General features: G+C 73.4%; 17 protein-coding genes and 1 tRNA gene. 2 read left to right on the forward strand and 16 right to left on the reverse strand.

Annotation, left to right across the window (positions count from 1 at the left end):
• Positions 1–5: 5 nt before the first annotated feature.
• The 4 genes from SGLAU_RS13115 to SGLAU_RS13130 form a co-directional block, all read right to left on the reverse strand.
• Complete coding sequence (locus SGLAU_RS13115; RefSeq protein ID WP_043501263.1) at positions 6–794, reverse strand: S16 family serine protease; 789 nt, start codon at positions 792–794, stop codon at positions 6–8.
• A 65-nt stretch (positions 795–859) separates the two neighbouring features.
• Entirely contained in the window at positions 860–1,501 is a 642-nt protein-coding gene (locus tag SGLAU_RS13120) for an IclR family transcriptional regulator (RefSeq protein WP_043501265.1), read from the reverse strand.
• A gap of 556 nt (positions 1,502–2,057) precedes the next feature.
• The gene (locus SGLAU_RS13125; protein WP_043501266.1) at positions 2,058–3,857 is read right to left on the reverse strand and encodes a DEAD/DEAH box helicase; all 1,800 of its coding nucleotides are present in this window, start codon (positions 3,855–3,857) and stop codon (positions 2,058–2,060) included.
• A gap of 148 nt (positions 3,858–4,005) precedes the next feature.
• Positions 4,006–5,463: an MFS transporter gene (locus SGLAU_RS13130; protein WP_043501268.1), complete on the reverse strand. Its 1,458-nt coding sequence runs from the start codon at positions 5,461–5,463 to the stop codon at positions 4,006–4,008.
• A 173-nt stretch (positions 5,464–5,636) separates the two neighbouring features.
• Between SGLAU_RS13130 and SGLAU_RS13135 the strand changes: the two genes are divergently transcribed.
• A tRNA-Cys gene (locus SGLAU_RS13135) sits at positions 5,637–5,711 on the forward strand.
• Here the strand turns inward: SGLAU_RS13135 and SGLAU_RS33575 are convergent.
• The 10 genes from SGLAU_RS33575 to SGLAU_RS13185 form a co-directional block, all read right to left on the reverse strand.
• Positions 5,680–6,207 carry an SUKH-4 family immunity protein gene (locus SGLAU_RS33575; RefSeq protein ID WP_078957698.1) on the reverse strand — a complete coding sequence of 176 codons (528 nt, stop codon included), beginning with the start codon at positions 6,205–6,207 and terminating at the stop codon, positions 5,680–5,682. The genes SGLAU_RS13135 and SGLAU_RS33575 overlap by 32 nt on opposite strands.
• A gap of 66 nt (positions 6,208–6,273) precedes the next feature.
• Positions 6,274–8,598, reverse strand: a complete 2,325-nt coding sequence (locus SGLAU_RS13145; RefSeq protein ID WP_043501271.1) for a xanthine dehydrogenase family protein molybdopterin-binding subunit — start codon at positions 8,596–8,598, stop codon at positions 6,274–6,276.
• The gene (locus SGLAU_RS13150; protein ID WP_043501273.1) at positions 8,595–10,598 is read right to left on the reverse strand and encodes a 2Fe-2S iron-sulfur cluster-binding protein; all 2,004 of its coding nucleotides are present in this window, start codon (positions 10,596–10,598) and stop codon (positions 8,595–8,597) included. The genes SGLAU_RS13145 and SGLAU_RS13150 overlap by 4 nt, the downstream gene beginning before the upstream one ends.
• Positions 10,595–11,488: an FAD binding domain-containing protein gene (locus SGLAU_RS13155; RefSeq protein ID WP_043501276.1), complete on the reverse strand. Its 894-nt coding sequence runs from the start codon at positions 11,486–11,488 to the stop codon at positions 10,595–10,597. The genes SGLAU_RS13150 and SGLAU_RS13155 overlap by 4 nt, the downstream gene beginning before the upstream one ends.
• 304 nt (positions 11,489–11,792) lie before the next feature.
• Positions 11,793–13,430, reverse strand: a complete 1,638-nt coding sequence (locus tag SGLAU_RS13160; protein WP_043501278.1) for a beta-N-acetylhexosaminidase — start codon at positions 13,428–13,430, stop codon at positions 11,793–11,795.
• An 8-nt stretch (positions 13,431–13,438) separates the two neighbouring features.
• Entirely contained in the window at positions 13,439–14,284 is an 846-nt protein-coding gene (locus tag SGLAU_RS13165; protein WP_043501279.1) for a carbohydrate ABC transporter permease, read from the reverse strand.
• Positions 14,281–15,231, reverse strand: a complete 951-nt coding sequence (locus SGLAU_RS13170) for a carbohydrate ABC transporter permease (RefSeq protein WP_043501282.1) — start codon at positions 15,229–15,231, stop codon at positions 14,281–14,283. The genes SGLAU_RS13165 and SGLAU_RS13170 overlap by 4 nt, the downstream gene beginning before the upstream one ends.
• Complete coding sequence (locus tag SGLAU_RS13175) at positions 15,228–16,517, reverse strand: extracellular solute-binding protein (protein ID WP_043501285.1); 1,290 nt, start codon at positions 16,515–16,517, stop codon at positions 15,228–15,230. Before SGLAU_RS13175 ends, SGLAU_RS13170 begins: the two co-directional genes overlap by 4 nt.
• Before the next feature lie 190 nt (positions 16,518–16,707).
• Entirely contained in the window at positions 16,708–16,989 is a 282-nt protein-coding gene (locus tag SGLAU_RS13180) for a DUF3039 domain-containing protein (RefSeq protein ID WP_043501286.1), read from the reverse strand.
• A gap of 30 nt (positions 16,990–17,019) precedes the next feature.
• The gene (locus SGLAU_RS13185) at positions 17,020–17,592 is read right to left on the reverse strand and encodes a YqgE/AlgH family protein (RefSeq protein WP_043501287.1); all 573 of its coding nucleotides are present in this window, start codon (positions 17,590–17,592) and stop codon (positions 17,020–17,022) included.
• Between the two features lie 298 nt (positions 17,593–17,890).
• Here SGLAU_RS13185 and murA point away from each other — a divergent pair, with 298 nt between their 5' ends.
• A complete protein-coding gene (murA, locus tag SGLAU_RS13190; RefSeq protein ID WP_043501289.1) occupies positions 17,891–19,231 on the forward strand; it encodes a UDP-N-acetylglucosamine 1-carboxyvinyltransferase in 1,341 nt (446 codons plus the stop codon).
• 174 nt (positions 19,232–19,405) lie between these two features.
• On the opposite strand, the gene SGLAU_RS13195 is transcribed toward murA, so the two are convergent.
• Together SGLAU_RS13195 and SGLAU_RS13200 are read right to left on the reverse strand one after the other, a co-directional pair.
• Positions 19,406–19,687 carry an HU family DNA-binding protein gene (locus tag SGLAU_RS13195; RefSeq protein ID WP_003990598.1) on the reverse strand — a complete coding sequence of 94 codons (282 nt, stop codon included), beginning with the start codon at positions 19,685–19,687 and terminating at the stop codon, positions 19,406–19,408.
• Between the two features lie 373 nt (positions 19,688–20,060).
• The gene (locus SGLAU_RS13200; RefSeq protein ID WP_043501291.1) at positions 20,061–21,476 is read right to left on the reverse strand and encodes an NAD-dependent malic enzyme; all 1,416 of its coding nucleotides are present in this window, start codon (positions 21,474–21,476) and stop codon (positions 20,061–20,063) included.
• Positions 21,477–21,701 lie beyond the last annotated feature (225 nt).

The raw sequence follows: 21,701 nt of genomic DNA on the forward strand, positions 1-21,701 counted from the left end.
CCGGTTCAGCAGGACGGGACGGGCTTGCCGGAGTCCAGCGCGACGAGGGACTGCACGGCGCCTTCGAGCGTGGTCACCGGGATCAGCCGCAGCCCCTCGGGCAGCTCCGCCTGCGCGTCCGAGCACTCGGCCTCCGGCACCAGGAAGACGGTCGCGCCGTCGCGCCGCGCGGCCTGCGTCTTCAGCGCCACCCCGCCCACCGCGCCGACCTGGCCGTCGGCGGTGATGGTGCCGGTGCCGGCGATCGTCCGGCCCCCGGTGAGGTCGCCGCCGCGGCCGTTGCCGTCCAGCTTGTCGATGATGCCGAGCGAGAACAGCAGGCCGGCGCTGGGCCCGCCGACGTCCTTGAGCTCCAGCTCCACCTCGATGCCGTCGTCGGCGCGGTCCAGGTGGTTCAGCGCGGCGGCGGTGGCCGCGTCCTGCGACTGCCGCATCTGGTCCGCGTTGTGCTTCTCGATCTCCTTGACGTCGCCCCCGCTCGGGTAGACGGCGTCCAGCGGCATCACGGCGCGGTCGTCGCGGAACCACGCGTCGACCACCTCGCCCAGCGACACCCGGGTGTCGGGGCTGGTCGCCACGATGGTCGTCATGCGCAGCTCGCCGCGGGTGTCCCGGATGGGCGCCCCCGAGATGGTGATCACCGGGTGCCCCTTGTCCTCACCCAGCACGTCGGCCGTCGACCCCGGCTGCGCCACCGAGAACGGCAACGGCGCGAACAGGGCCGTGGCGACGAGCCCCGCGACCGGCAGGGCGCAGACGGCGAGGGCCTGGGGACGTGAGAGACGAGAGAGCACGGAGCCAATCTAACCCGCGTGCCGCGGAGCCGGTCGAGCCGCCCGATCCGGTGCGACCGCCCCGGCTACCGCAGCGCCTCCGCGACCTCGCGGGCCGCTTCGACGACCCGCGTCCCCACCCGTTCCGGCACCGCGTCGGCGAGCATCACCACGCCCACGCTCCCCTCGACGCCGGTGACCCCGAGCAGCGGCGCCGCGGCCCCGCTCGCCCCGGCCTCCAGCTCGCCGTGCGTCAGTGTGTACCCGGGGTCGCCGGAGGGCTTGGCCCGCGCGGACAGGATCGCCTTGCCCGCGGCACCCCGGTCCAGCGGGTGCCGGAACCCGGCCCGGTACGCCACGTGGTAGTCGGTCCACGTCGGCTCCACCACCGCGACGGCCAGCGCCTCCGCCCCGTCGACCAGCGTCAGGTGCGCCGTGGCCCCGATGTCCTCCGCCAGCGACCGCAGCGCCGGCAGTGCCGCCTCCCGTACCAGCGGGTGCACCTGGCGGCCCAGCCCGAGCACGCCCAGCCCCACCCGGGCACGGCCGCCGAGGTCACGTCGTACGAGTGCGTGCTGCTCCAGGGTGGCCAGCAACCGGTAGACCACGGTCCGGTTCACGCCCAGCTTGGTGGATAGCTCGGTGACGGTCAGCCCGTGGTCCGTGTCGGCCAGCAGCTTGAGGACCCGCAGTCCCCGGTCGAGCGTCTGAGAGGTCTCCGCGGTCACGACGCCCACTCCTTAAGTGGTGAGGTCGGCAGCCCCCTCGCGGCTGGTGCGTCGCCGAGTCCCGTCAGCGACGCGCTTCAGAGGCTGCCGATCGGCCGGCGGCCCGGTCGGTACCGGGCCGCGTCGCTTCACGGCTGCGCTCCGCGGCGGCGCTGCCACGGGGCGTGTGCGTAGCGGGACAGTAGCGAGCCGGTCCGCTCAGCGGAAGGCTCCGTCCAGAATCCGGGCAGTGGCCGATATGACCTGCCGCGATATGTCCGGATACGTACGGCGCGCCGGCGGCGCCCTCAAGCCCCCGGCCACGGGCCGTCCGCCCCTGGAGCCACCGGCCGGCCTGCCCCTGCCCCCGGCCCGCGCACCTCGGCACGTCCGGCCCGGCCACCGGGTCGCGGTGTCCCGGTGACCCGGTGCCCCGCGTTCCGGTGACCCGGTGCCCCGGTGCGGCTCCCGCCGTCCGTCCAGACGCCCGCCTCGGGCACCCGGGGCCCGTCCATGCCGCACCGGCCGGCCTGCCTCCGGTCTCGGCCGCGGCCCCGGCCCGCCCGGCCCGGCGGGGCTACCGCATCCGCGTCGCCCACTCCTGCACCTTGGCGATCCGCTGCCGGAGCTGACCGGCCGTGGCCTCCGCGGCCGGCGGCCCGCCGCAGACCCGGCGCAGCTCGGTGTGGATCACTCCGTGCGGCTTGCCGCTCTGGTGGACGTACGCGCCGACCATCGTGTTGAGCTGCCGCCGCAGCTCCATCATCTCCTTGTGGGAGACCACGGGCCGCCGCTCGGCGGGCAGCTCCAGCAGGTCCGCCTCGGTGTCCGGCTTCTTCCTGCTGTGCGCGATCTGCCGGGCCTGCCGCTTCTGCAGCAGCAGCTGCACCTGATCGGGTTCGAGGAGTCCCGGGATGCCCAGGTAGTCCTGCTCCTCCTCGCTGCCGGGGTGGGCCTGCATGCCGAACTCGGCGCCGTTGTACATGACCCGGTCGAAGACGGCGTCGGACTCCAGCGCCTCGAAGGGCAGCATGTCCTGCTCGCCGGTGTCCTCGTCCTGCTGCTTCTCCGCCTCCTGGAGGAGCTTCTCCTCCTCGGCGTACGGGTCCTCCTCGCCGTCCTTCTTCGGCTTGTCGAGGACGTGGTCGCGCTCGCGCTCCATCTCGTTGGCGAAGCCGAGCAGGTCGGGCACGGTCGGCAGGAACACCGACGCGGTCTCGCCCCGGCGCCGCGAGCGCACGAAGCGCCCGACGGCCTGCGCGAAGAACAGCGGCGTCGAGATCGTGGTCGCGTACACGCCGACCGCGAGACGCGGCACGTCGACCCCCTCGGACACCATGCGGACGGCGACCATCCACCGGTCGGTGCTGCTGCTGAACTCGTCGATCCGGCTGGACGCGCCCGCGTCGTCGGAGAGGACGAGGGTCGCCTTGTGCCCGGTGATGTCCCGGATGAGCTTGGCGTAGGCGCGGGCCGACTCCTGGTCGGAGGCGATGACCAGCGCGCCCGCGTCGGGGATCGCCTTCCTGACCTCCGTCAGGCGCTGGTCGGCGGCGCGCAGCACGGCCGGCATCCAGTCGCCGCGCGGGTCCAGCGCGGTGCGCCAGGCCTGGCTGACGGCATCCTTGGTCATCGGCTCGCCGAGCCGCGCCTCGATCTCGTCGCCGGCCTTGGTCCGCCAGCGCATGTTGCCGCTGTAGGAGAGGAAGATGACGGGGCGGACGACGCCGTCGGCGAGCGCGGAGCCGTAGCCGTAGGTGTAGTCGGCCGAGGACCGCCGGATGCCGTCCGCGCCCTCCTCGTACGTCACGAAGGGGATCGGGTTGGTGTCCGAGCGGAACGGCGTACCGGTCAGCGCCAGGCGCCGCGTCGCGGGCTCGAACGCCTCCAGGCAGGCCTCGCCCCAGGACTTGCTGTCACCGGCGTGGTGGATCTCGTCGAGGATGACGAGGGTCTTGCGCTGCTCGACCCGGTTGCGGTGCAGCATGGGCCGTACGCCCACCCCGGCGTAGGTCACGGCGACACCGTGGTACTCCCGGCCCAGCGGGCCCGCGCTGTACTCCGGGTCCAGCTTGATCCCTATCCGCGCGGCGGCCTCGGCCCACTGCTTCTTCAGGTGCTCGGTGGGGGCCACCACGGTCACCTGCTGCACGACGTGGTGGTGCAGCAGCCAGGACGCCAGCGTCAGCGCGAACGTCGTCTTGCCGGCGCCGGGGGTGGCGACCGCCAGGAAGTCACGCGGCTGCTCCTGGATGTACTTCTCCATCGCCCCCTGCTGCCAGGCGCGCAGCTTGCTGGCGGTGCCCCAGGGGGCGCGGCCGGGGAAGGCGGGTGAGAGGTGGTGCGAGGAGGAGGACGAGGCGGCGGTGGTAGTCACGGTCTCCGGGGTGGGGGTAGGACTGCTCGGCTACGTATGACAACCGGGCCACCCTACCGGCGGCCCGGCACCGTCAACGCGCGGACGGCACCGGGTCGCCCGAGGGTGGGACCCACGTCACAACACCCTCGGTGACCCCGGCGTTGACTCACCGTTCGCGCACCCTCGTCGTCACCCAGGCGCCCACCAGCGCGACCAGCGCCATGGGCAGGAAGACGGCGGCGAAGGCGGCCGGCCGGGAGCCCGCGCCGGCCGTCTCGGTGGCGGCGTGGGCGACCGTGCCGCCGCCCAGCGCGGCGAAGGCGGCGCCGCCGATCGCGAGGAGGATCACATTCGCCAGGCCGTCGGAGATCTGGAGCGCGGCGGAGTTGGTGCCGGCCTCCTCGGGGGCGGACAGCTGGAGCAGCAGCACGCTGGTGGAGGAGATCACCAGCCCCATGCCGAAGCAGCCGAACCCCCAGGCGACGGCCACCGTCCACACCGGCACCGCGTCGGCCAGCACGCTCGGCGCGGTCGCGATGGCGGCCGCCGTCAGCAGCATGCCCAGTGTCATCAGCCGTTCCCGGTACGGCTCCAGACGGGGCCGTGACTGCACCCAGGAGCCCAGCGCCCAGGTCGCGCCGCCCGCCGCCAGCGAGAACCCGGCGAGCGTCGGCGACAGGCCGCGCTGGGTGACCAGCATCAGCGGCACGAACGATTCCGCCGCGATGAACGAGCCCGCCGCGACCCCCCGCAGCAGCACCACGGAGGGCAGTCCGCGCGCCGCCCGGCAGGTGCCGCGCGGCAGCAGCCCGAGCACCGCCGGGACCAGCAGCACGGCACCGGCGACGCCGGGCAGCAGGGAGAGCCAGCGCAGGTCCTGGGCGGCGTACTGGAGGAGGCCGGCGCCCAGCGAGATGCCGAGCGCGAGCCGGATGCGGCGCCCGTCGAAGGAGGCGTCCCCGCCCGGGCCGCCGACCGGGCCGGACGCCCGGCGCCGGATCTGCGGCAGCGCGAGCGCCAGCGGCAGCAGGACGAGGACCGGGATGCCGAGGAACACCCAGCGCCAGCCCAGGTGCTCGGTGACCGCGCCCGCGGCCAGCGGCCCCACCACGGACGGCACGACCCAGCTCGCGGCGAACGCGGCCATGATCGCCGGCCGCAGCCGCTCCGGGTAGGCCCGGCCGACGATCACGTACAGCGCGACGATCACCAGCCCGCCGCCGAGCCCCTGCACGGCCCGCCCGAGGATGAACAGCCACATCGCCCCGGCCGTCCCGGACAGCAGCAGTCCCGCCGCGAAGCCGGAGATGCCGCAGGCCAGCGGGGCCAGCGGGCCGCGCCGGTCCGACCACTGGCCGGCCAGCACCATCCCGAACAGGCTGGTCGTGAAGTAGCCGGAGAACGCGAACGCGTACAGCGACACCCCCTCCAGCTCGCGCGCCGCGACCGGCATCGCGGTCCCCACCGCGGTCGCCTCGAAGGCGATGAGCAGGACGACGGAGACGATGCCGATGCTCAGCGCCCGGTACGACCGGCCGAGCACGCCGTCGGCCGGCGTCGGGGGTATGTCGAGGGGGTCTGCTGCGTCCGCGACGTCGGCGTCGCGCGGGTTCGGGGCGGCCATGACCGCCAGAGTAAGGGGCTCGGAGGCACTTGACCCCTGTCGGGAGACGGTGATCTTCTCCGCCGCTGGTCCTACGCCCTCCGTTCATGAACGGAGTGTGGCGGTCTCGTTGCGGCGCCCCCGGATCCCTTGAGTCCCCTTCCGCCCCGGCCATACGGTCGAGTCGACACGTTGGCCGTGTGCCCGAGTGGTTGAGGGGCCAGACTGCAAATCTGGTTACGCGGGTTCGATTCCCGCCACGGCCTCCACACCTCCCCCTGCCTGCGCGCCGTCGGTGCGCAGCAGGCAGAGGGCGAGGACCAGTTCGGAGACGTCCCGGTTCAGGGGGTCCAGGCGGGCCTCCGGCTCGGTCCAGCGCAGGATCTCGCCGGAGGCGCCGTCGACCACCAGGCCCGCGTCGCCGATCAGGCGGCCGAGCCGTATCAGCCGGTCGGCGCCGGCCGGGAGCCGGTCCACGCGGAAGTCCCCCGCGTACTCCTCGTCCGTGTAGAACTCGGTGAGCGTCGGCAGCGGCAGGTCCGTGTCCAGGGAGAAGAGGACCTCGTCCGCGGGCAGGCCCGTCTCGCGCAGGAAGCGGCGGGTCGGTTCATGGGTGAGCGTCACGGGGAAGTCGACGTCCTCGAAACGGGCCACGCGGCCCCGGCCGAACTCCTGGTCCAGCAGGCGCACGGGCAGGTCGAGGGCGAGGCCCGATGCGGTGGCCGGGGTGCTGATCGCCGTGAGGACGGCGCCGGTCGTGCTCATGGGAGGAACACTACGCGGCGCCACTGACAACGCCCGGGACCAGGCCGAATCCGGCGTATCCGGGACTTACTGCGCCGTCACCACGGCCGCCTGCGGCCGGATCGGGAGCCGGTTGACGGGACGGCCCGTCGCCGCCCGCACCGCCGACGCGATCGCCGCCGGCGACGCCACCACCGGCACCGCGCTGACCGCCTTCGCGCCGAACGGCGCGACCACGTCCCGCTCCTCGACGAGCTTCACGATCCGGATGTCCGGCGCGTCCAGGGCCGTCGGCAGGGCGTAGCCGGTGAGGTCGGGGTGCCGTATCACCCCGCGCGCGGTGCGCAGGTTCTCGGTGAGCGCGATACCGACGCCCTGGGTGACCCCCGCCTCGATCCGCGCCGCCAGCTGGGCGGGGTTCAGCACCCGGCCGACGTCCTGGGCCACCGCCAGCTCCACCACCCGGACCGAGCCCAGCTCGATGTCGACGTCGACCACCGCGCGGATGGCGCAGAAGGCGAGGCCCACGAAGGCGTCACCCTGCCCGGCGTCGTCCAGCGGCTCGGTGGGGTGCGGGCGGCACTGCGCGGTCGCCCACAGCTCCTTGCCGTCCAGTGCCTCGGTGACGGTGGTCGACAGCACCCCGTCGTACGAGGTGATCTTGCCGTCGGCGATCTGCAGCAGCTCGGTGGACATGCCGAACTTCTGGGCCAGCGGCTGAAGGAGCTGGGTGCGGACCATCTTGGCGGCCCGTTCCACCGCGCCGCCCGACACCCAGGTGTGACGGCCCCGGCAGCCCGCCCCGGCGGGCGGCTGGTCGGTGTCGACCGGCGCCACGTGCACCTCGTCGACGCCCAGGACCTCCTGGACGATCTGCCGGGCCAGCGTGGTGAAGCCCTGGCCGGTCTCGACGGCCGCGCACAGCACGGTCGCCACCCCGTCCTGGACCTTGACCGTGGCCGTGGACACCTCGTCGGCGCCCTCCGCGCCGAGCATGTGCACCATGCCCAGGCCGTAGCCCACGCCCCGGCGCACGGCGCCCGGTTCGCCCGCGCCCTCGGGGCCGCCGGGCAGCAGCCACTCCTCCTCGGGGGTGTCCTTGGGCAGCGGCGGGAGGGGGAAGTCGCGGACGGCCTGGAGGAGTTCGGCCACCGGTGCGGGGCAGGTCACGGTCTGGCCGGTGGGCAGGACGTCACCGGTCGCCATGACGTTGCGCAGCCGCAGCTCGGCCGGTTCGACGCCGAGCTTCCTGGCGAGCTTGTCCATCTGCGCCTCGTACGCCGCGCAGACCTGCATCGCGCCCTCGCCGCGCACATGGCCGGAGGGCGGGTTGTTGGTGCGCACGGCCCAGCCCTCGATGAAGGCGTTGGGGACGACGTACGGGCCGCAGGCGAACGACACCGCCGCCGCCAGCGCGTCCGCCGAGGTGTCCGCGTACGCGCCCGCGTCCAGCAGGATCTGCGCCTCGACCTTCACCAGCCGGCCCTCGGCGTCCGCGTGGTGGCGGTAGCGCAGCAGGGTGGGGTGCCGGTGGGCGTGGCCCAGGAAGGACTCCTCCCGCGTGGCGGTCAGTTTCACCGGGCAGCCGGTCTTCAGGGCGAGCAGTCCGAGCGGCAGCTGGAAGCCCTGGTCCTCGCGGTCGGCGGTGGCGCCCGGGACGCCGGTGACGACGACCTTGACGCGCTGGGGGTCCAGGCCGAAGGCGGCGGCGGCCGTGTCGCGGTCGGCGTGCGGGTCGGTGGAGGCCACGTACAGTTCCACGCCGCCGTCCGGCCGCGGTACGGCGAGGCCGGCCTCGGCGCCGATGGGCGCGGGGTCCTGGCGGCCGATGCGGTACAGGCCCTCGACGACGACCTCGCCGGCCGCCTCCGGGTCGCCGTGGCGCAGCGGGATGTGCCGGATCAGGTTGCCGTCGGGGTGCAGCGGCTCGGCCTCGAAGGCCTGCTCCGGATCGGTCACCGGGTCGAGCACCTCGTACTCGACGATGACGGCCGCGGCGGCCATCCGCGCGGTGTCCGGGTGGTCGGCGGCGACGGCGGCGATGGGCTCGCCGTGGTGGCGGACGACCTCGGAGGCGAACACCGGGCGGTCGGCCCTGCCCCGGCCGTACTGCGGGCTGCCGGGCACGTCCTCGTGGGTGACGACCGCGCGGACGCCGGGCATCGCCCGCGCGTGCGTGGTGTCGATGGAGGTGATCCTCGCGCGCGCGTGCGGGGCGCGCAGCACGGCCGCCCACAGCAGGCCCTCGGCCCACAGGTCGGCCGCGTACGGGAAGGTGCCCTCGGTCTTCGCGCGCGCGTCGGCGGCGGGCAGGGAGGAGCCGAGGCCGTGCGGGATCGGCTCCGGGGCGGGGCCGGCCTCCGCGGCGCCGGCCGCGGTGGCGGTGGTCGCGGTGGCGGCTTCGTTGCTCACGCCTGGCCTCCGTCCTGTCCCTGTCCGTGTCCGTGTTCGGGTCCGTGTTCGGGTCCGGGTCCGTGCGAGGGGCCGTACGACGACGGGTCGTACGGCGGGTGCTGCGGCTGGTTCGGCTTCTCCCGCGGCTCGAACGCCGACGGGTTGACGCCGCCGGCGCCCGGGCCCGCCTGGTGCGGGATGCGGGCCTGGTCGCCGGTTTCGGCCGCGTCGCCCGCGGCGTGCGCGTCGCGCTCGGCGACGACCTCCCTGACCGCGTCGACCACGGCCCGGTAGCCGGAGCAGCGGCACAGGTTGCCGCACAGCGCCTGCCTGGTCTCCAGCTCGGTCGGCGCCGGGTTGCCCTCCAGCAGGTCGTGCACGGTCATCGCCATGCCGGGCACGCAGAACCCGCACTGCACCGCTCCGCACCGGGCGAGCGCGCGCTGCACGTCCGAGGGCTGCCCGTCGACGGCCAGGCCCTCGACGGTGCGCACCTCGCTGCCGGCCGCAGTCACGGCGGGCACCAGGCAGGAGGCCACGAGCCGCCCGTCGACCTGCACGTTGCAGGCCCCGCACTCGCCCTGCGAGCAGCCGTCCTTGGCGCCCGCGAGGCCGAGCCGTTCGCGCAGCACGTACAGCAGGGACTCGCCGATCCACGCGTCGGTGACGGGCCGGTCGCTGCCGTTGACGCGCAGCACGTAGGAGGCGAGGGGGTGCTCGTCGTGCGCCGGGGCGGGGGGTTCCCCGGCGGGTGCGGCGGGGTCCTGTTCCGCGGCCCGGTCGGGTGCGGCGCCGCCGGACCCGGCGGGCGGCGCGGTGTCCCCGGCCGGCGCGCTCTCCGGGCGCTCCCCGGCCTCGGGTGCCTCCGCGGCCTCGGGTGCCTCGGCGGCCTCCGGTGCCTGCCCGTCCTCGGGCGCCTCCGCGGTCTCCGCCGTCTGCCCGGCCTCCGGGGTCGCCCCGGTGGCGCCCTCAGCCGGGCTCGCGGCGTCCGTGGGGGCCTGTGCGGCGACTCGGGGGCCCTCGGCGCCCCCGGACGCCTCGGCGGGCCCTGGAGCGGCCTCCTGGGCGCCCTCGGCGGCCTCTACGGCCTCTGCGGTGTACGTCCCCTGCGCGGGCGTGGACTCCGGGTGCGCGGGCTCGGGGTGCGCGGGTTCCGGATGCGCGGGCTCGGGGTGCGCGGGTTCCGGATGCGCGGGCTCGGGGTGCGCGGGTTCCGGATGCGCATGCTCGGGGTGCGCGGGTTCCGGGTGCGCGGACTCGGCGGCGGGCTGCTCGCCGTAGCGCCCCTCGGCGTACGCCTGTTCGGTGTACGTCTGCTCGGCGTAGACCTGCCCGGGCGGTTCCGGCTCGTGCGACGGGTGCTCGTACGACGGCTGCTCGTGCGGTGCGCGCTCGGTGTGCGGTTCCGGCGCCTGCGGGGCCCACGCCTGCCCCGCGCCCTCCGTCGCCCAGGGCGCGGGGGCGCCGCCGGGCAGGGTCGCGGGCGGGGTGCCGCCCCACTGCTCGACCAGCGCGGACGTGGTGAACTCGCCGGACTCGTCCGGGAGGTCGCCCCCCGCGACGGGGATCGACCACTGCCCGGTGACGTCGTGCCCGGGCGCGGGCGGGGCCTCGGCCGCCGGGGCCGCCTCGGCCGTGTCCTCGTACGTCTCGTACGTCCACTGCCCGGTCGCCCCCGGGTCGTACGTGAACCGGTCGTGCCCGGGGTCCTGCTGCTGCGCCGCGTTCGGGTCGGGCCACTGGGCGCCGCCCGCGGGCATGCTCCAGGTGCCGGTGGCCGCCGGGTCGGTGCCCGCGGTGGTCGCCGGGGTGACGGTGATGGGCGGCGGCACATAGCCGTGGCCGGGCGCGGCGAGCGGGCTCTCGGAGGAGGCGAGCAGCGCGTCGATGCCGCCCTCGGGCAGCTTCACGAAGGCGGTGGCGCCGTCGTCGTAGTCGCCCTGGGGCAGCGGGTCCCAGCGGCCGCCGCTCTGCGGGGCGCCCGGTCCGTGCCGGTCTCCGTGCTGGTCGTCGGTCACGACAGCGCCCTCCCCAGTGCTCGTCGGGCCAGCGCGGCGACGGTGCGCCGCAGGTGCAGTACGGCGGGCGGCAGGGGCGGCACGCTGCCGTCCTCGGCCGGCGCCGGGTCGGGGATGCAGGCCGCGGCGACGTACTCGCCGAAGGCCCGCAGCGCCTCCGGGACAATCGCCCGGTCGTTGTCCCAGTCGATGAGCCGGGCGACCCACTGCTCGGCCTCCAGGGGCCGCAGCGGCATCGGCGCTATGGCGCCCACGGCGCACCGCACCCCGCGCCGCGCGGGGTCGAGGACCAGGGCGACCGAGGCGACGGCACGGCCGGGGCCGGTGCGCCCGGTCGCCTTCAGGAAGACCTGCGGGGCGTGCAGCAGCGGCACCCGCACGTAGCCGATGAGCTCGCCGCCGCGCAGCATGTCCATCCCGGCCAGCAGGTGCGACACGGGGATCTCCCGGCGGGCCCCGCCCGGGCCGGCGATGATCAGCGTGGCCTCCAGGGCGGCCAGCACCGGCAGCGCGTCGCCGGTGGGGGCGGCGGAGGCGATGTTGCCGCCCAGGGTGCCCGCGTTGCGGATGTGCGGCGGTCCGGCGGCGCGCGCGGCCGCGGCGAGCGCGGGGATGAGGGCGGCGAAGTCGGGGCGGCCCATGCGCGCGTGCGTGAGGCCCGCGCCGAGCAGGGCGTGGCCGTCCAGGTACTGCCAGCCGCGGATCTCGCTGATGCGCCCGAGGCCGACCAGCCCGGCGGGCCGGAGCTGACCGGAGTTGACGGCGGTCATCAGGTCGGTGCCGCCCGCCACCGGGACCGCGGCGGGCATCGCGGTGAGCGCCGCCACGGCCTCGTCGAGCGTGGCGGGCAGGGTGACGGCCTGCGCCGCCTGCGGTGCGTGCGTGGTCAAACCGGCTGCCCCTTCCGCTGCCCCACCTGGTCCCGCCTGTGCTGCCGTACGGTACGTGCTGACAGGGCGGACGTGGCAACTCTGGCACATCTTCGCAGGGCCCGGACGCGGGGGTCCGCTAGGAGGCATTCGCCCACCTCACCAGGGAGATGGTCCGTTTTCACACGGCTGCTCCGGTGCGTGCGGATTGCCCCTCTTCGGTGAAGCTGCCGGTGTTTTCCCCCTTGTCTGTTCGGGGCGGCCCGTCTGCTGTTCGGGACGGACCGCCCGTCTGTTCGGGGTCCCGCGCGGGGACCGGCCGCTGTTACCTGTTCGGCGGCGGGCCGTCGACGGGGCGCCCGAGCACGCCCGGCCGCCGCTGCCACGGCCGCGGTCCGGTGGGCGGCCGGTAGGCCACGCCCAGGGCGTCGAGCCGCCGGTAGTGGGCGGTCATCCGCCGCTGGAAACCGGCGAAGTCCCGCTCGGCCGGGGCGGGCAGCGCGCTCCAGGCGACCTCGGCGAAGGCGGCGAGCCGCGGGAAGACCTGGTAGTCCACGCGCGCGGCGTCCTCCATCACCTCGGTCCACACGTTGGCCTGGGTGCCCAGCACGTGCCGGGCTTCCTCGGGCGTCAGCTCCGGTGGCACCGGCTCGAACCGGAAGACGTCCTCCAGGGTGCGCACGTAGCCGATGGGGACCGGCTCGTCGGCGCCCGCGTCCTGCCGGTGGTCCAGGTAGACCTGCTGTTCCGGGCACATGACCACGTCGTGGCCCGCGCGCGCGGCCGTCACGCCGCCCGCGTAGCCGCGCCACGACGACACGGCCGCACCGGGCGCGAGGCCGCCCTCCAGGATCTCGTCCCAGCCGATGAGCCGGCGCCCCCGCGCGGTCAGCCACCGGTCGAAGTGGCGGGTGAACCAGGCCTGGAGTTCCTCCTCCCCGGCGAGTCCGAGTTCCTTCACGCGCGCCTGTGCCGTGGCGGAGTGCCGCCACTGGTCCCTCGGGCACTCGTCGCCGCCGACGTGGACGAACCGCGAGGGGAACAGTTCCAGGACTTCCTCGAAGACCCCCTCGTAGAAGCGCAGGGTGGTGTCGGTGGGCGCGAGTACGTTGGGGGAGATTCCCCAGTCGTCCCAGACGGAGAGCGCGGTGGTGTCGACGACGTCGGTGTTCCCGAGTTCCGGATACGCGGCGATGGCGGCCTGCGAGTGGCCCGGCACGTCGATTTCCGGGACGACGGTGATGTGCCGCTCGGCGGCGTAGGCGACGATTTCGCGGATGTCGTCCTGGGTGTAGTGGCCACCGTGGGGCTTCCGCTCCCACAGCGGTGAGGCGCGGTGACCGAATCTCGTCCGCGCCCGCCAGGAGCCGACCTCGGTCAGCCGGGGGTACTTGCGGATCTCGATCCGCCAGCCCTGGTCGTCGGTGAGGTGGAAGTGGAGGACGTTGAGTTTGTGCGCGGCCATCAGGTCGAGATAGCGCAGCACACCGTCCTTGGGCAGGAAGTGCCGGGCGACGTCGAGCATCAGGCCGCGCCAGCGGAACCGGGGGGCGTCCTCGATCACGACCGCGGGCACGTCCCACGTCCGGCGGGCCGGGTCGACCGGTGCCCGCCGGAAGGCGTCGGCGCCCAGCAGCTGACGGAGCGTCTGCGCGCCCCAGAAGACGCCGGCCGCGCTGCCCCCGTCGATGCGGACCGCGTGCCCGTCGACGGCCAGGCGGTACGCCTCGGGTGCCAGCTCCGGGTCCACCCGCAGCACGATGCCGCTCTCCGCACGGCCCTCGCGGCCCTCGGCGAGGGGCAGTCCGGTGGCGGCGCCCAGGGTGCCGCGCAGCCAGTGCGCCACCCGCTCGGTGCCGGGTGCGGCGTGCAGCGCCGTCGCCTCGTCCAGCGCGAGGGTCCCCCGCTCGGGCGGCACCCGCCGGCCCTCGCGGGGAGCCGGGATCAGATCCTCGAAGTCCATGTCGGTCCTCAGTCCTTCACCGCTCCGGCCAGTCCGGAGACCAGCCGTCGCTGTACGAGTACGAAGAAGATCAGTACCGGAACCGTCATCACCGTGGACGCCGCCATCACGCCGCCCCAGTCGGGATCGTCCGGGTCATAGAACACCAGCAGCGCCATCGGCAGAGTCGACTGCGAGGTGTCGCTGATGATGAACGACTTGGCGAACAGGAAGTCGTTCCAGGTCGAGATGAACGAGAACACACTGGTGGCCACGAGCCCGGGGAAGACGAGCGGGAACAGAATGCGCCACATGAATCGCGTCCGGCTCGCCCCGTCGATGTACGCGGCCTCCTCCAGCGCCTCCGGGACCGCCTTCACGAACCCGCGCAGCATCCAGATGGCGAACGGCAGCGAGAAGGCGATGTGCGGCAGGATCAGTGACGCCAGGGTGTTCAGCCGGCCGGCGTCCCGCATGAGGAAGAACAGGGGGATGGTGAGCGCTTCCACGGGCACCATCTGGGCCACCAGGAACAGGATCAGCAAGGTGGTCCGGAATCGGAAGCGGAATCGGGTCACGGCGGTCGCCGCGAGGAACGCGATCAGCGCCGAGGCGATCACCACGGTGCCGGCGACGAGCAGGCTGTTGAGGAAGTAGCGGCCGAAATCCTGCTGCCCGAAGACCCGCCGGAAGGAATCCAGTGTGGGCGCGAGCGTCCAGGGCCGCGGCTCGTCCGATTCGATCTCCCCGGCCGGCCGGAAGGCGCTCAGCACCATCCAGTACAGCGGGAACGCCACCACGGCCGCCACCAGCAGCGCCGACGCCTCGGCGGCCGCCCGCCAGGGGCGCCGTACGAGAACCCGTACGGGTTTCACAGCACCTCCCCCTGCCGGCGCAGCAGCCGCAGGTACCCGAGCGTCACCGCGAGCAGGATCAGCAGCATCACCACGCCGATCGCCGAACCGAGGCCGTACTCGGAGGAGGCGAAGGCCCGTTGGTAGGCGTAGACGTTGAGCACGAGGTTCTGCCCGGCGATCCCGCCGCCGTTCGTCATGACGTAGATCTGGGTGAAGACCTTGAAGTCCCAGATGACGGACTGGATGGTGACGATCGCCAGGATCGGCCGCAGCATCGGCGCGAGCACGGACCGCCAGATCCGCCACTGCGAGGCACCGTCCAGCGCGGCGGCCTCCAGCACCTCCGACGGCACGGCGCGGATGCCCGCGTACACCGTGACCATCACGAACGGGAAGGAGCACCACACCACTTCGAGCAGGACGAGCAGGAAGGCGCTGTAGCGGCCGTACGTCCAGGAGTGGTCGCCGAGGCCGAGCACCCGGTTCACCGGCCCGAAGTCCGGGTCGAACAGCAGCAGCCACACCGTCGACCCGGTCACCGCGGGGGTGGCCCACGCGCCCAGCGCGGCGAGCATCAGCGCCAGCCGGGGCAGCGCCCGCACCCGGGTCAGCAGCACGGCGAGGCCGCAGCCGACGGCGAGCGTGCCGCCCACACAGGCGGCGGCGAACAGCACGGTCGTGAGCAGCACCTGCCGGAACTGCTCGTCGCCGAAGAGCTCGCGGTAGTTCCCGAGCCCCCGGAAGGAGGTCGGCTCCCCACCGCTGACCTGCGCCTGCGTGTACTCCAGCAGCGAGATCAGCCCGAGCTGCCAGACGGGGTAGACGAGCAGCCCGCCGAGGACCAGGAGGGCGGGGGCGAGGTAGATCCACGGCAGGCTCCGGTCCGGCCAGGGGCGCGGGGTGCCGTGCGCCGGGCCGCGCCGGGACCGCGTCCGGCGCACCGCCCCCGCGGGTGTCCCGCTCACCCGGCGGCGCCGAACATGTCGTTCATGCGCCGCGCCGCGTCGCGTGACGCCGTCCGCACGTCCTTCCGCCCGCTGACGATCTCCTGGAACATCGTCGGGAGCACCTGTGAGGAGTCGATGCGCGCCCAGGCGGGCGAGGCGGGCACGGACTTCGCCCCGGCGGCCAGGGTCCGCACGAACGGCTCCACGAACGGTTCCCTGGCCGCCGCCTCGCGCCGGACGTCGGTGAAGGTGGGCAGGAAGCCCATGGCGTCGAAGAGTTCGCCCTGGGTGTCCTTGGAGGCGAGCCGCTTCATCAGGTCGACGGCGAGGGTGCGGTGCGAGGTGCTCCTCAGGACGCCGATGTTGTTGCCGCCCGCGAAGGCGGGCGCGATCTCGCCGGGCGCCACTCCGGGGAGCGGTACGACGGCGTACTTGCCCTTGACGGCGCCGGCCTCGACGGCCGCGTGGCTGAAGTCCCCGCCGATCGCCATGCCCGCCCGGCCGGCGGCGAAGGCGGTGATCGTGTCGTTGCCGGTCATGCCGGCGCACTTGGCGGCGGGGCAGTTGTGGTCGCCGAAGAGGGCGGTGTAGGCCGCGATGCCGCGCCGTGCGGCGGGACTGTCGAGGGCGGCGGTGTACGAGCCGTCCGCGCCGGTGGCGAGTTCACCGCCGTGGGCCCACACGAACGGCAGGGCGCCGTAGGTGTAGGCGCCGCCGACGACGAGGCCGTACAGGTCCGGCCGGGCGGCGCGGATCGTCCGTGCGGCCCCGGCGAGTTCGTCCTGGGTCCGCGGCACTCGCAGGCCGAGCTCCGCGAAGACGTCGGTGCGGTAGTAGAGCGCGCGGACACCGACGAAGAACGGGGCGCCGTAGACCTTGCCGCCGACCGTGACGGACTGCCGGGCGGCCGGGTCGGTGTCCTTCGCCTCGTCCCAGGCGGTGAAGGCCCGGGTGACGTCGGCCAGTCCGCCGTCCCGCACGTACCCGGCGGTGTCGGTGTTGCCGTACTCGATGACGTCGGGGGCGGACGCGGGGTCGTTGAAGGCGGCCTTGACGCGCTGGGCGCGGGTCTCGACGGGGATGTACTCGACCTGCACCTCGGTGCCGTCGTGGGCCTCCTCGAAGCGGTCCACGACCGCGTCGACGACCCGTTCCTTGGGCTGGTTGTCGACCTCCTGGAAGAGCCAGACCCGCAGGGTGCCGGTCTTCTCGTCCGCGCCGGAGGAGGTGTCGGCGGTCCGGGGGGCGCAGGCGGTGACGGCCAGGACGGCGAGGAGCACGGCCAGCCGGGCGGGGAGCTTCATGCAGCAGCCTCCGAGCGTTGCAACATATGCAATGAATGTTTCGCTCTGCACAACACAAGGGAGGCTAAGGACTACATGAACACGCCGACAAGAGGTCTCCGCCACTTCGTGACAACACGAAGGCCCCCGCAGCGCGCCTCAGCGCACTCCGGGGGCCTCGCGGGAAAACCGGCAGGAGAGGGCGGACGGGTTACTTGTCGCCCTTGCCCTTGTCGTCACCGCCGGCGCCCATGGACTCGTAGATCTCCTTGCACATGGGACACACGGGGTACTTCTTCGGGTCGCGGCCCGGCACCCACACCTTGCCGCACAGCGCCACGACGGGGGTGCCGTCGAGGGCGCTCGCCATGATCTTGTCCTTCTGGACGTAGTGGGCGAAGCGCTCGTGATCACCGTCGCCGTGCGACACCTGCGGCGTCGGCTCTACGAGGGTCCCCGTACCAGTCCCGCGCTCGGGCTCGAGAGTGCTCATAGAAACCAAGAGTACTGAAGCTCACATGCTTCAGTTGAGCGACGGGTCGTCCGGATAGGTGGCCACCATCGCCAGTTCGTTGCGCTGCCGGCGCAGCACCTCGCGCCACAGCCTCTCCGGGGCCGGGCAGGACACGTCCCCCGGCTCGGACTCCACCACGTACCAGGCCCCGTCCACCAGCTCGTCCTCCAGCTGTCCGGGTCCCCAGCCGGCGTACCCGGCGAAGATCCGCAGCGAGCCGAGGGCGGAGGCCAGCAGCTCCGGCGGGGCCTCCAGGTCCACCAGACCGATCGCGCCGTGCACCCGGCGCCAGCCCAGCGGGGCGGCCTCCCCCGAGGCCCCGCCCGGGACGACGGCGACCCCGAGCGCCGAGTCCAGCGACACCGGGCCGCCCTGGAAGACCACACCGGGCTCGCCCGCCAGGTCCGCCCAGCCCTCCAGGATGTCGCCCACGCCCACCGGCGTCGGACGGTTGAGGACGACACCGAGGGAGCCCTCCTCGTCGTGGTCGAGGAGGAGCACCACCGCACGGTCGAAGTTCGGGTCCGCCAGGGCGGGGGTGGCCACGAGCAGCCGCCCTGTGAGCGAGGACACCTCGGTCATGCCAGACATGATCCCGCATCTTCCCCCGGCATGGGGAGGCAATCCGGACGGCCGGGTGAAGGCGACCGGGGTGTGCACCGGTGCGCCCCGCGTGCGGACCGGCGCCCGGCACCGCGGCGCCCCGCCCCGGCGGACCGCGCCCGGCGCGCCGGTGACCCCATGTGCCCGACGGGGAACGGTTCGTGTTGTGACACAGCCATGACGTACCCACGCGGTACTCGGGCTTACGGGACAGGGGCCCACGGCGATTACTCTGTCTCTCCGGCCCTGCCACCCATTCCAACGGAACGCGAGATTCATGACCGTCAACGACGATGTCCTGCTTGTCCACGGCGGAACCCCGCTGGAGGGCGAGATCCGTGTCCGCGGCGCGAAGAACCTCGTGCCGAAGGCCATGGTCGCCGCGCTGCTGGGCAGCGCCCCCAGCCGGCTGCGCAACGTTCCGGACATCCGCGACGTGCGCGTGGTCCGCGGGCTGCTCCAGCTGCACGGCGTGACGGTCCGACCGGGCGAGGAGCCGGGCGAGCTGGTGCTCGACCCGACGCACGTCGAGAGCGCCAACGTGGCCGACATCGACGCCCACGCCGGCTCCAGCCGCATCCCGATCCTCTTCTGCGGCCCGCTGCTGCACCGCCTCGGCCACGCCTTCATCCCGGGCCTCGGCGGCTGCGACATCGGCGGGCGGCCCATCGACTTCCACTTCGACGTGCTGCGCCAGTTCGGCGCCACGATCGAGAAGCGGGCCGACGGCCAGTACCTGGAGGCCCCGCAGCGACTGCGCGGCACCAAGATACGGCTGCCGTACCCGTCCGTCGGCGCGACCGAGCAGGTGCTGCTCACCGCGGTGCTCGCGGAAGGCGTGACGGAACTCTCGAACGCGGCCGTGGAGCCAGAGATCGAGGACCTGATCTGCGTCCTGCAGAAGATGGGCGCCATCATCGCGATGGACACCGACCGCACCATCCGCATCACCGGTGTGGACAAGCTGGGCGGCTACACCCACCGCGCCCTCCCGGACCGCCTGGAGGCCGCCTCCTGGGCGTCCGCGGCGCTGGCCACCGAGGGCGACATCTACGTCCGCGGCGCCCAGCAGCGCTCGATGATGACGTTCCTCAACACCTACCGGAAGGTGGGCGGCGCCTTCGAGATCGACGACGAGGGCATCCGCTTCTGGCACCCGGGCGGACAGCTCAAGTCCATCGCCCTGGAGACGGACGTGCACCCCGGCTTCCAGACCGACTGGCAGCAGCCGCTGGTCGTCGCCCTCACCCAGGCCACGGGCCTGTCCATCATCCACGAGACGGTCTACGAGTCCCGGCTCGGCTTCACCTCCGCGCTCAACCAGATGGGCGCCCACATCCAGCTCTACCGCGAGTGCCTGGGCGGCTCCGACTGCCGCTTCGGCCAGCGCAACTTCCTGCACTCCGCGGTCGTGTCAGGACCGACCCGGCTCCAGGGCGCCGACCTGGTCATCCCCGACCTGCGCGGCGGCTTCTCGTACCTGATCGCGGCCCTGGCCGCCCAGGGCACGTCCCGGGTGCACGGCATCGAACTGATCAACCGCGGCTACGAGAACTTCATGGAGAAGCTCGTGGAGCTGGGCGCCAAGGTCGAGCTGCCGGGCAAGCCCCTCGGCTGACACCCGCACCACCGCGAACGCCGATGGGGCGGCCACCCGAGTCCGGGTGGCCGCCCCATCGGCGTTTGGCGGAGCGCCCCCTGCGAGAGGGGCGCGGGGAACTGCGCGGCCGGCCACGGGCGGCCCGCAGGCCGCGAGACGGCCCGCGGTCACCCGGCGCCCGTCGCGGAGCGCTTACTTGCCCTTGGCGGCTTCCTTCAGCTTGGAGCCCGCGGAGACCTTCACGCTGTAGCCGGCCGGAATCTGGATCGGCTCGCCGGTCTGCGGGTTGCGCGCGGTGCGAGCGGCACGGTGGGTGCGCTCGAAGGTCAGGAAGCCGGGGATGGTGACCTTCTCGTCGCCCTTGGAGACGATGTCGCCGACGACGTCGGCGAACGCGGCCAGGACGGCGTCGGCGTCCTTGCGGGTCACCTCGGCGCGGTCGGCCAGCGCGGCCACCAGCTCACTGCGGTTCATGTTGTTACTCCCGTGTTCTTCTTGCTGTTGGGGCGTGCCACGCGGCGGAGCCGCATCTCGGGCACAGCGAAGCCGATGCTGCCAGGGCCCTCGGACAGTCCCTGGACCCGGGTCCGTCGTCAGACGCTCGCGCCCAGGACCGCATCCTGCCCCTACCTGCGGCGGGAAAGCCAATCCGGCACCCGTCGGAGTCGTGAGAACACTCTTGGGAGTCACACGAGGCGCGCCCCTGACCGGCCGTCCACCCGGATGGCGGCGGCCGACGGCCCGCCCACCCTAGAGGGCGTGCGGGCGGGCCCGGTTCCACGACGCGCCGGATTCCCGGCCCACCGTGGTGATCCTCACAGCCCGGGCCGATGGGCCCGGCGAGGCCTCAGGCGGTCGCTCCGGCCGCCTTCGCCGCGTCCCGCACCGCTCCCGCGACGGCGCCCGCGACCTTGTCGTTGAAGACGGACGGGACGATGTAGTTCGGGTTCAGCTCGTCCTCGGTGACGACGTCCGCGAGGGCCTTGGCGGCGGCGAGCATCATCTCGGTGTTGACCGTGCGGGACTGGGCGTCCAGCAGGCCGCGGAAGACGCCCGGGAAGACCAGCACGTTGTTGATCTGGTTGGGGAAGTCGGAGCGGCCGGTGGCCACAACTGCGGCCGTCTGACGGGCGATTGCGGGGTCGACCTCGGGGTCGGGGTTCGCGAGCGCGAACACGATGGCGTCGTCGGCCATGGCGGCCACGTCGTCGCCGTCGAGGACGTTCGGGGCGGAGACGCCGATGAAGACGTCGGCGCCGCGCACGGCCTCCTTGAGGGTGCCGGTGACGCCCTCGGGGTTGGTGTTGTCGGCGATCCAGCGCAGCGCCGAACCCGGGGCGGCGTCGACCAGGTCCTCGCGGCCGGCGTGCACCACTCCGTGGATGTCGGCGACGACGGCGTGCTTGACGCCGGCCGCGATCAGCAGCTTCAGGATGGCCGTGCCGGCCGCGCCGGCACCCGACATGACGACCCGGACGTCGCCGACTCCCTTGTTCACCACGCGCAGCGCGTTGGTGAGGGCGGCGAGCACCACGATGGCGGTGCCGTGCTGGTCGTCGTGGAAGACGGGGATGTCGAGGGCCTCGCGCAGCCGGGCCTCGATCTCGAAGCAGCGGGGCGCGGAGATGTCCTCGAGGTTGATGCCCGCGAAGCCGGGGGCGATCGCCTTGACGATCTCGACGATCGCGTCGGTGTCCTGGGTGTCGAGGCAGATCGGCCAGGCGTCGATGCCGGCGAAGCGCTTGAAGAGGGCCGCCTTGCCCTCCATGACGGGCAGCGCGGCCTTGGGACCGATGTTGCCGAGGCCGAGCACGGCGGAGCCGTCCGTCACGACCGCAACGGAGTTGCGCTTGATGGTGAGGCGGCGCGCGTCCTCGGGGTTCTCGGCGATCGCCATGCACACGCGGGCCACGCCCGGCGTGTAGACCATGGAGAGGTCGTCACGGTTGCGGATGGGGTGCTTCGACGCCATCTCGATCTTGCCGCCGAGGTGCATCAGGAACGTACGGTCGGAGACCTTGCCGAGCGTGACGCCCTCGATGCCGCGCAGCTGCTCGACGATCTGGTCGGCGTGGGCGGTGGACGTGGCGGCGATCGTCACGTCGATACGGAGCTTCTCGTGGCCGGACGCGGTGACGTCGAGGCCGGTCACCGAGCCTCCGGAGGACTCCACGGCGGTGGTGAGCTGCGAGACGGCGGTTCCGCTCGCGGGCACCTCCAGCCGGATGGTCATCGAGTAGGAGACGCTGGGCGCCGTTGCCATGGCCGACTTCCTCTGCTTTCACCGTGTCGCGAAGTTGTGCCGTCCGATCGTCGCACCTACCAACGGGTAGGCAGTAGTCGCCCCGGATTGCGGACGTTTTGTTCATGGGCGACCACGACTTTCGGAAAACATCTTCCACGATACGAGAATCGATCAGCCAGCCCTGTGACGACAAAGAGGCCCACGTCACATTCGACGTGGGCCTCTTCGTACGTTCATGACACC

It is taken from the genome of Streptomyces glaucescens, assembly GCF_000761215.1.
GTDB lineage: Bacteria > Actinomycetota > Actinomycetes > Streptomycetales > Streptomycetaceae > Streptomyces > Streptomyces glaucescens_B.

What these genes read in the sequence shown, in the direction of transcription:
- SGLAU_RS13130 (WP_043501268.1), bottom strand. Translation starts at nt 5,463, where the DNA reads ATGGCCGCCCCGAACCCGCGCGACGCCGACGTCGCGGACGCAGCAGAC.
- SGLAU_RS33575 (WP_078957698.1), bottom strand. Translation starts at nt 6,207, where the DNA reads ATGAGCACGACCGGCGCCGTCCTCACGGCGATCAGCACCCCGGCCACC.
- SGLAU_RS13160 (WP_043501278.1), bottom strand. Translation starts at nt 13,430, where the DNA reads ATGGACTTCGAGGATCTGATCCCGGCTCCCCGCGAGGGCCGGCGGGTG.
- SGLAU_RS13175 (WP_043501285.1), bottom strand. Translation starts at nt 16,517, where the DNA reads ATGAAGCTCCCCGCCCGGCTGGCCGTGCTCCTCGCCGTCCTGGCCGTC.
- SGLAU_RS13180 (WP_043501286.1), bottom strand. Translation starts at nt 16,989, where the DNA reads ATGAGCACTCTCGAGCCCGAGCGCGGGACTGGTACGGGGACCCTCGTA.
- SGLAU_RS13185 (WP_043501287.1), bottom strand. Translation starts at nt 17,592, where the DNA reads ATGACCGAGGTGTCCTCGCTCACAGGGCGGCTGCTCGTGGCCACCCCC.
- murA (WP_043501289.1), top strand. Translation starts at nt 17,891, where the DNA reads ATGACCGTCAACGACGATGTCCTGCTTGTCCACGGCGGAACCCCGCTG.
- SGLAU_RS13195 (WP_003990598.1), bottom strand. Translation starts at nt 19,687, where the DNA reads ATGAACCGCAGTGAGCTGGTGGCCGCGCTGGCCGACCGCGCCGAGGTG.
- SGLAU_RS13200 (WP_043501291.1), bottom strand. Translation starts at nt 21,476, where the DNA reads ATGGCAACGGCGCCCAGCGTCTCCTACTCGATGACCATCCGGCTGGAG.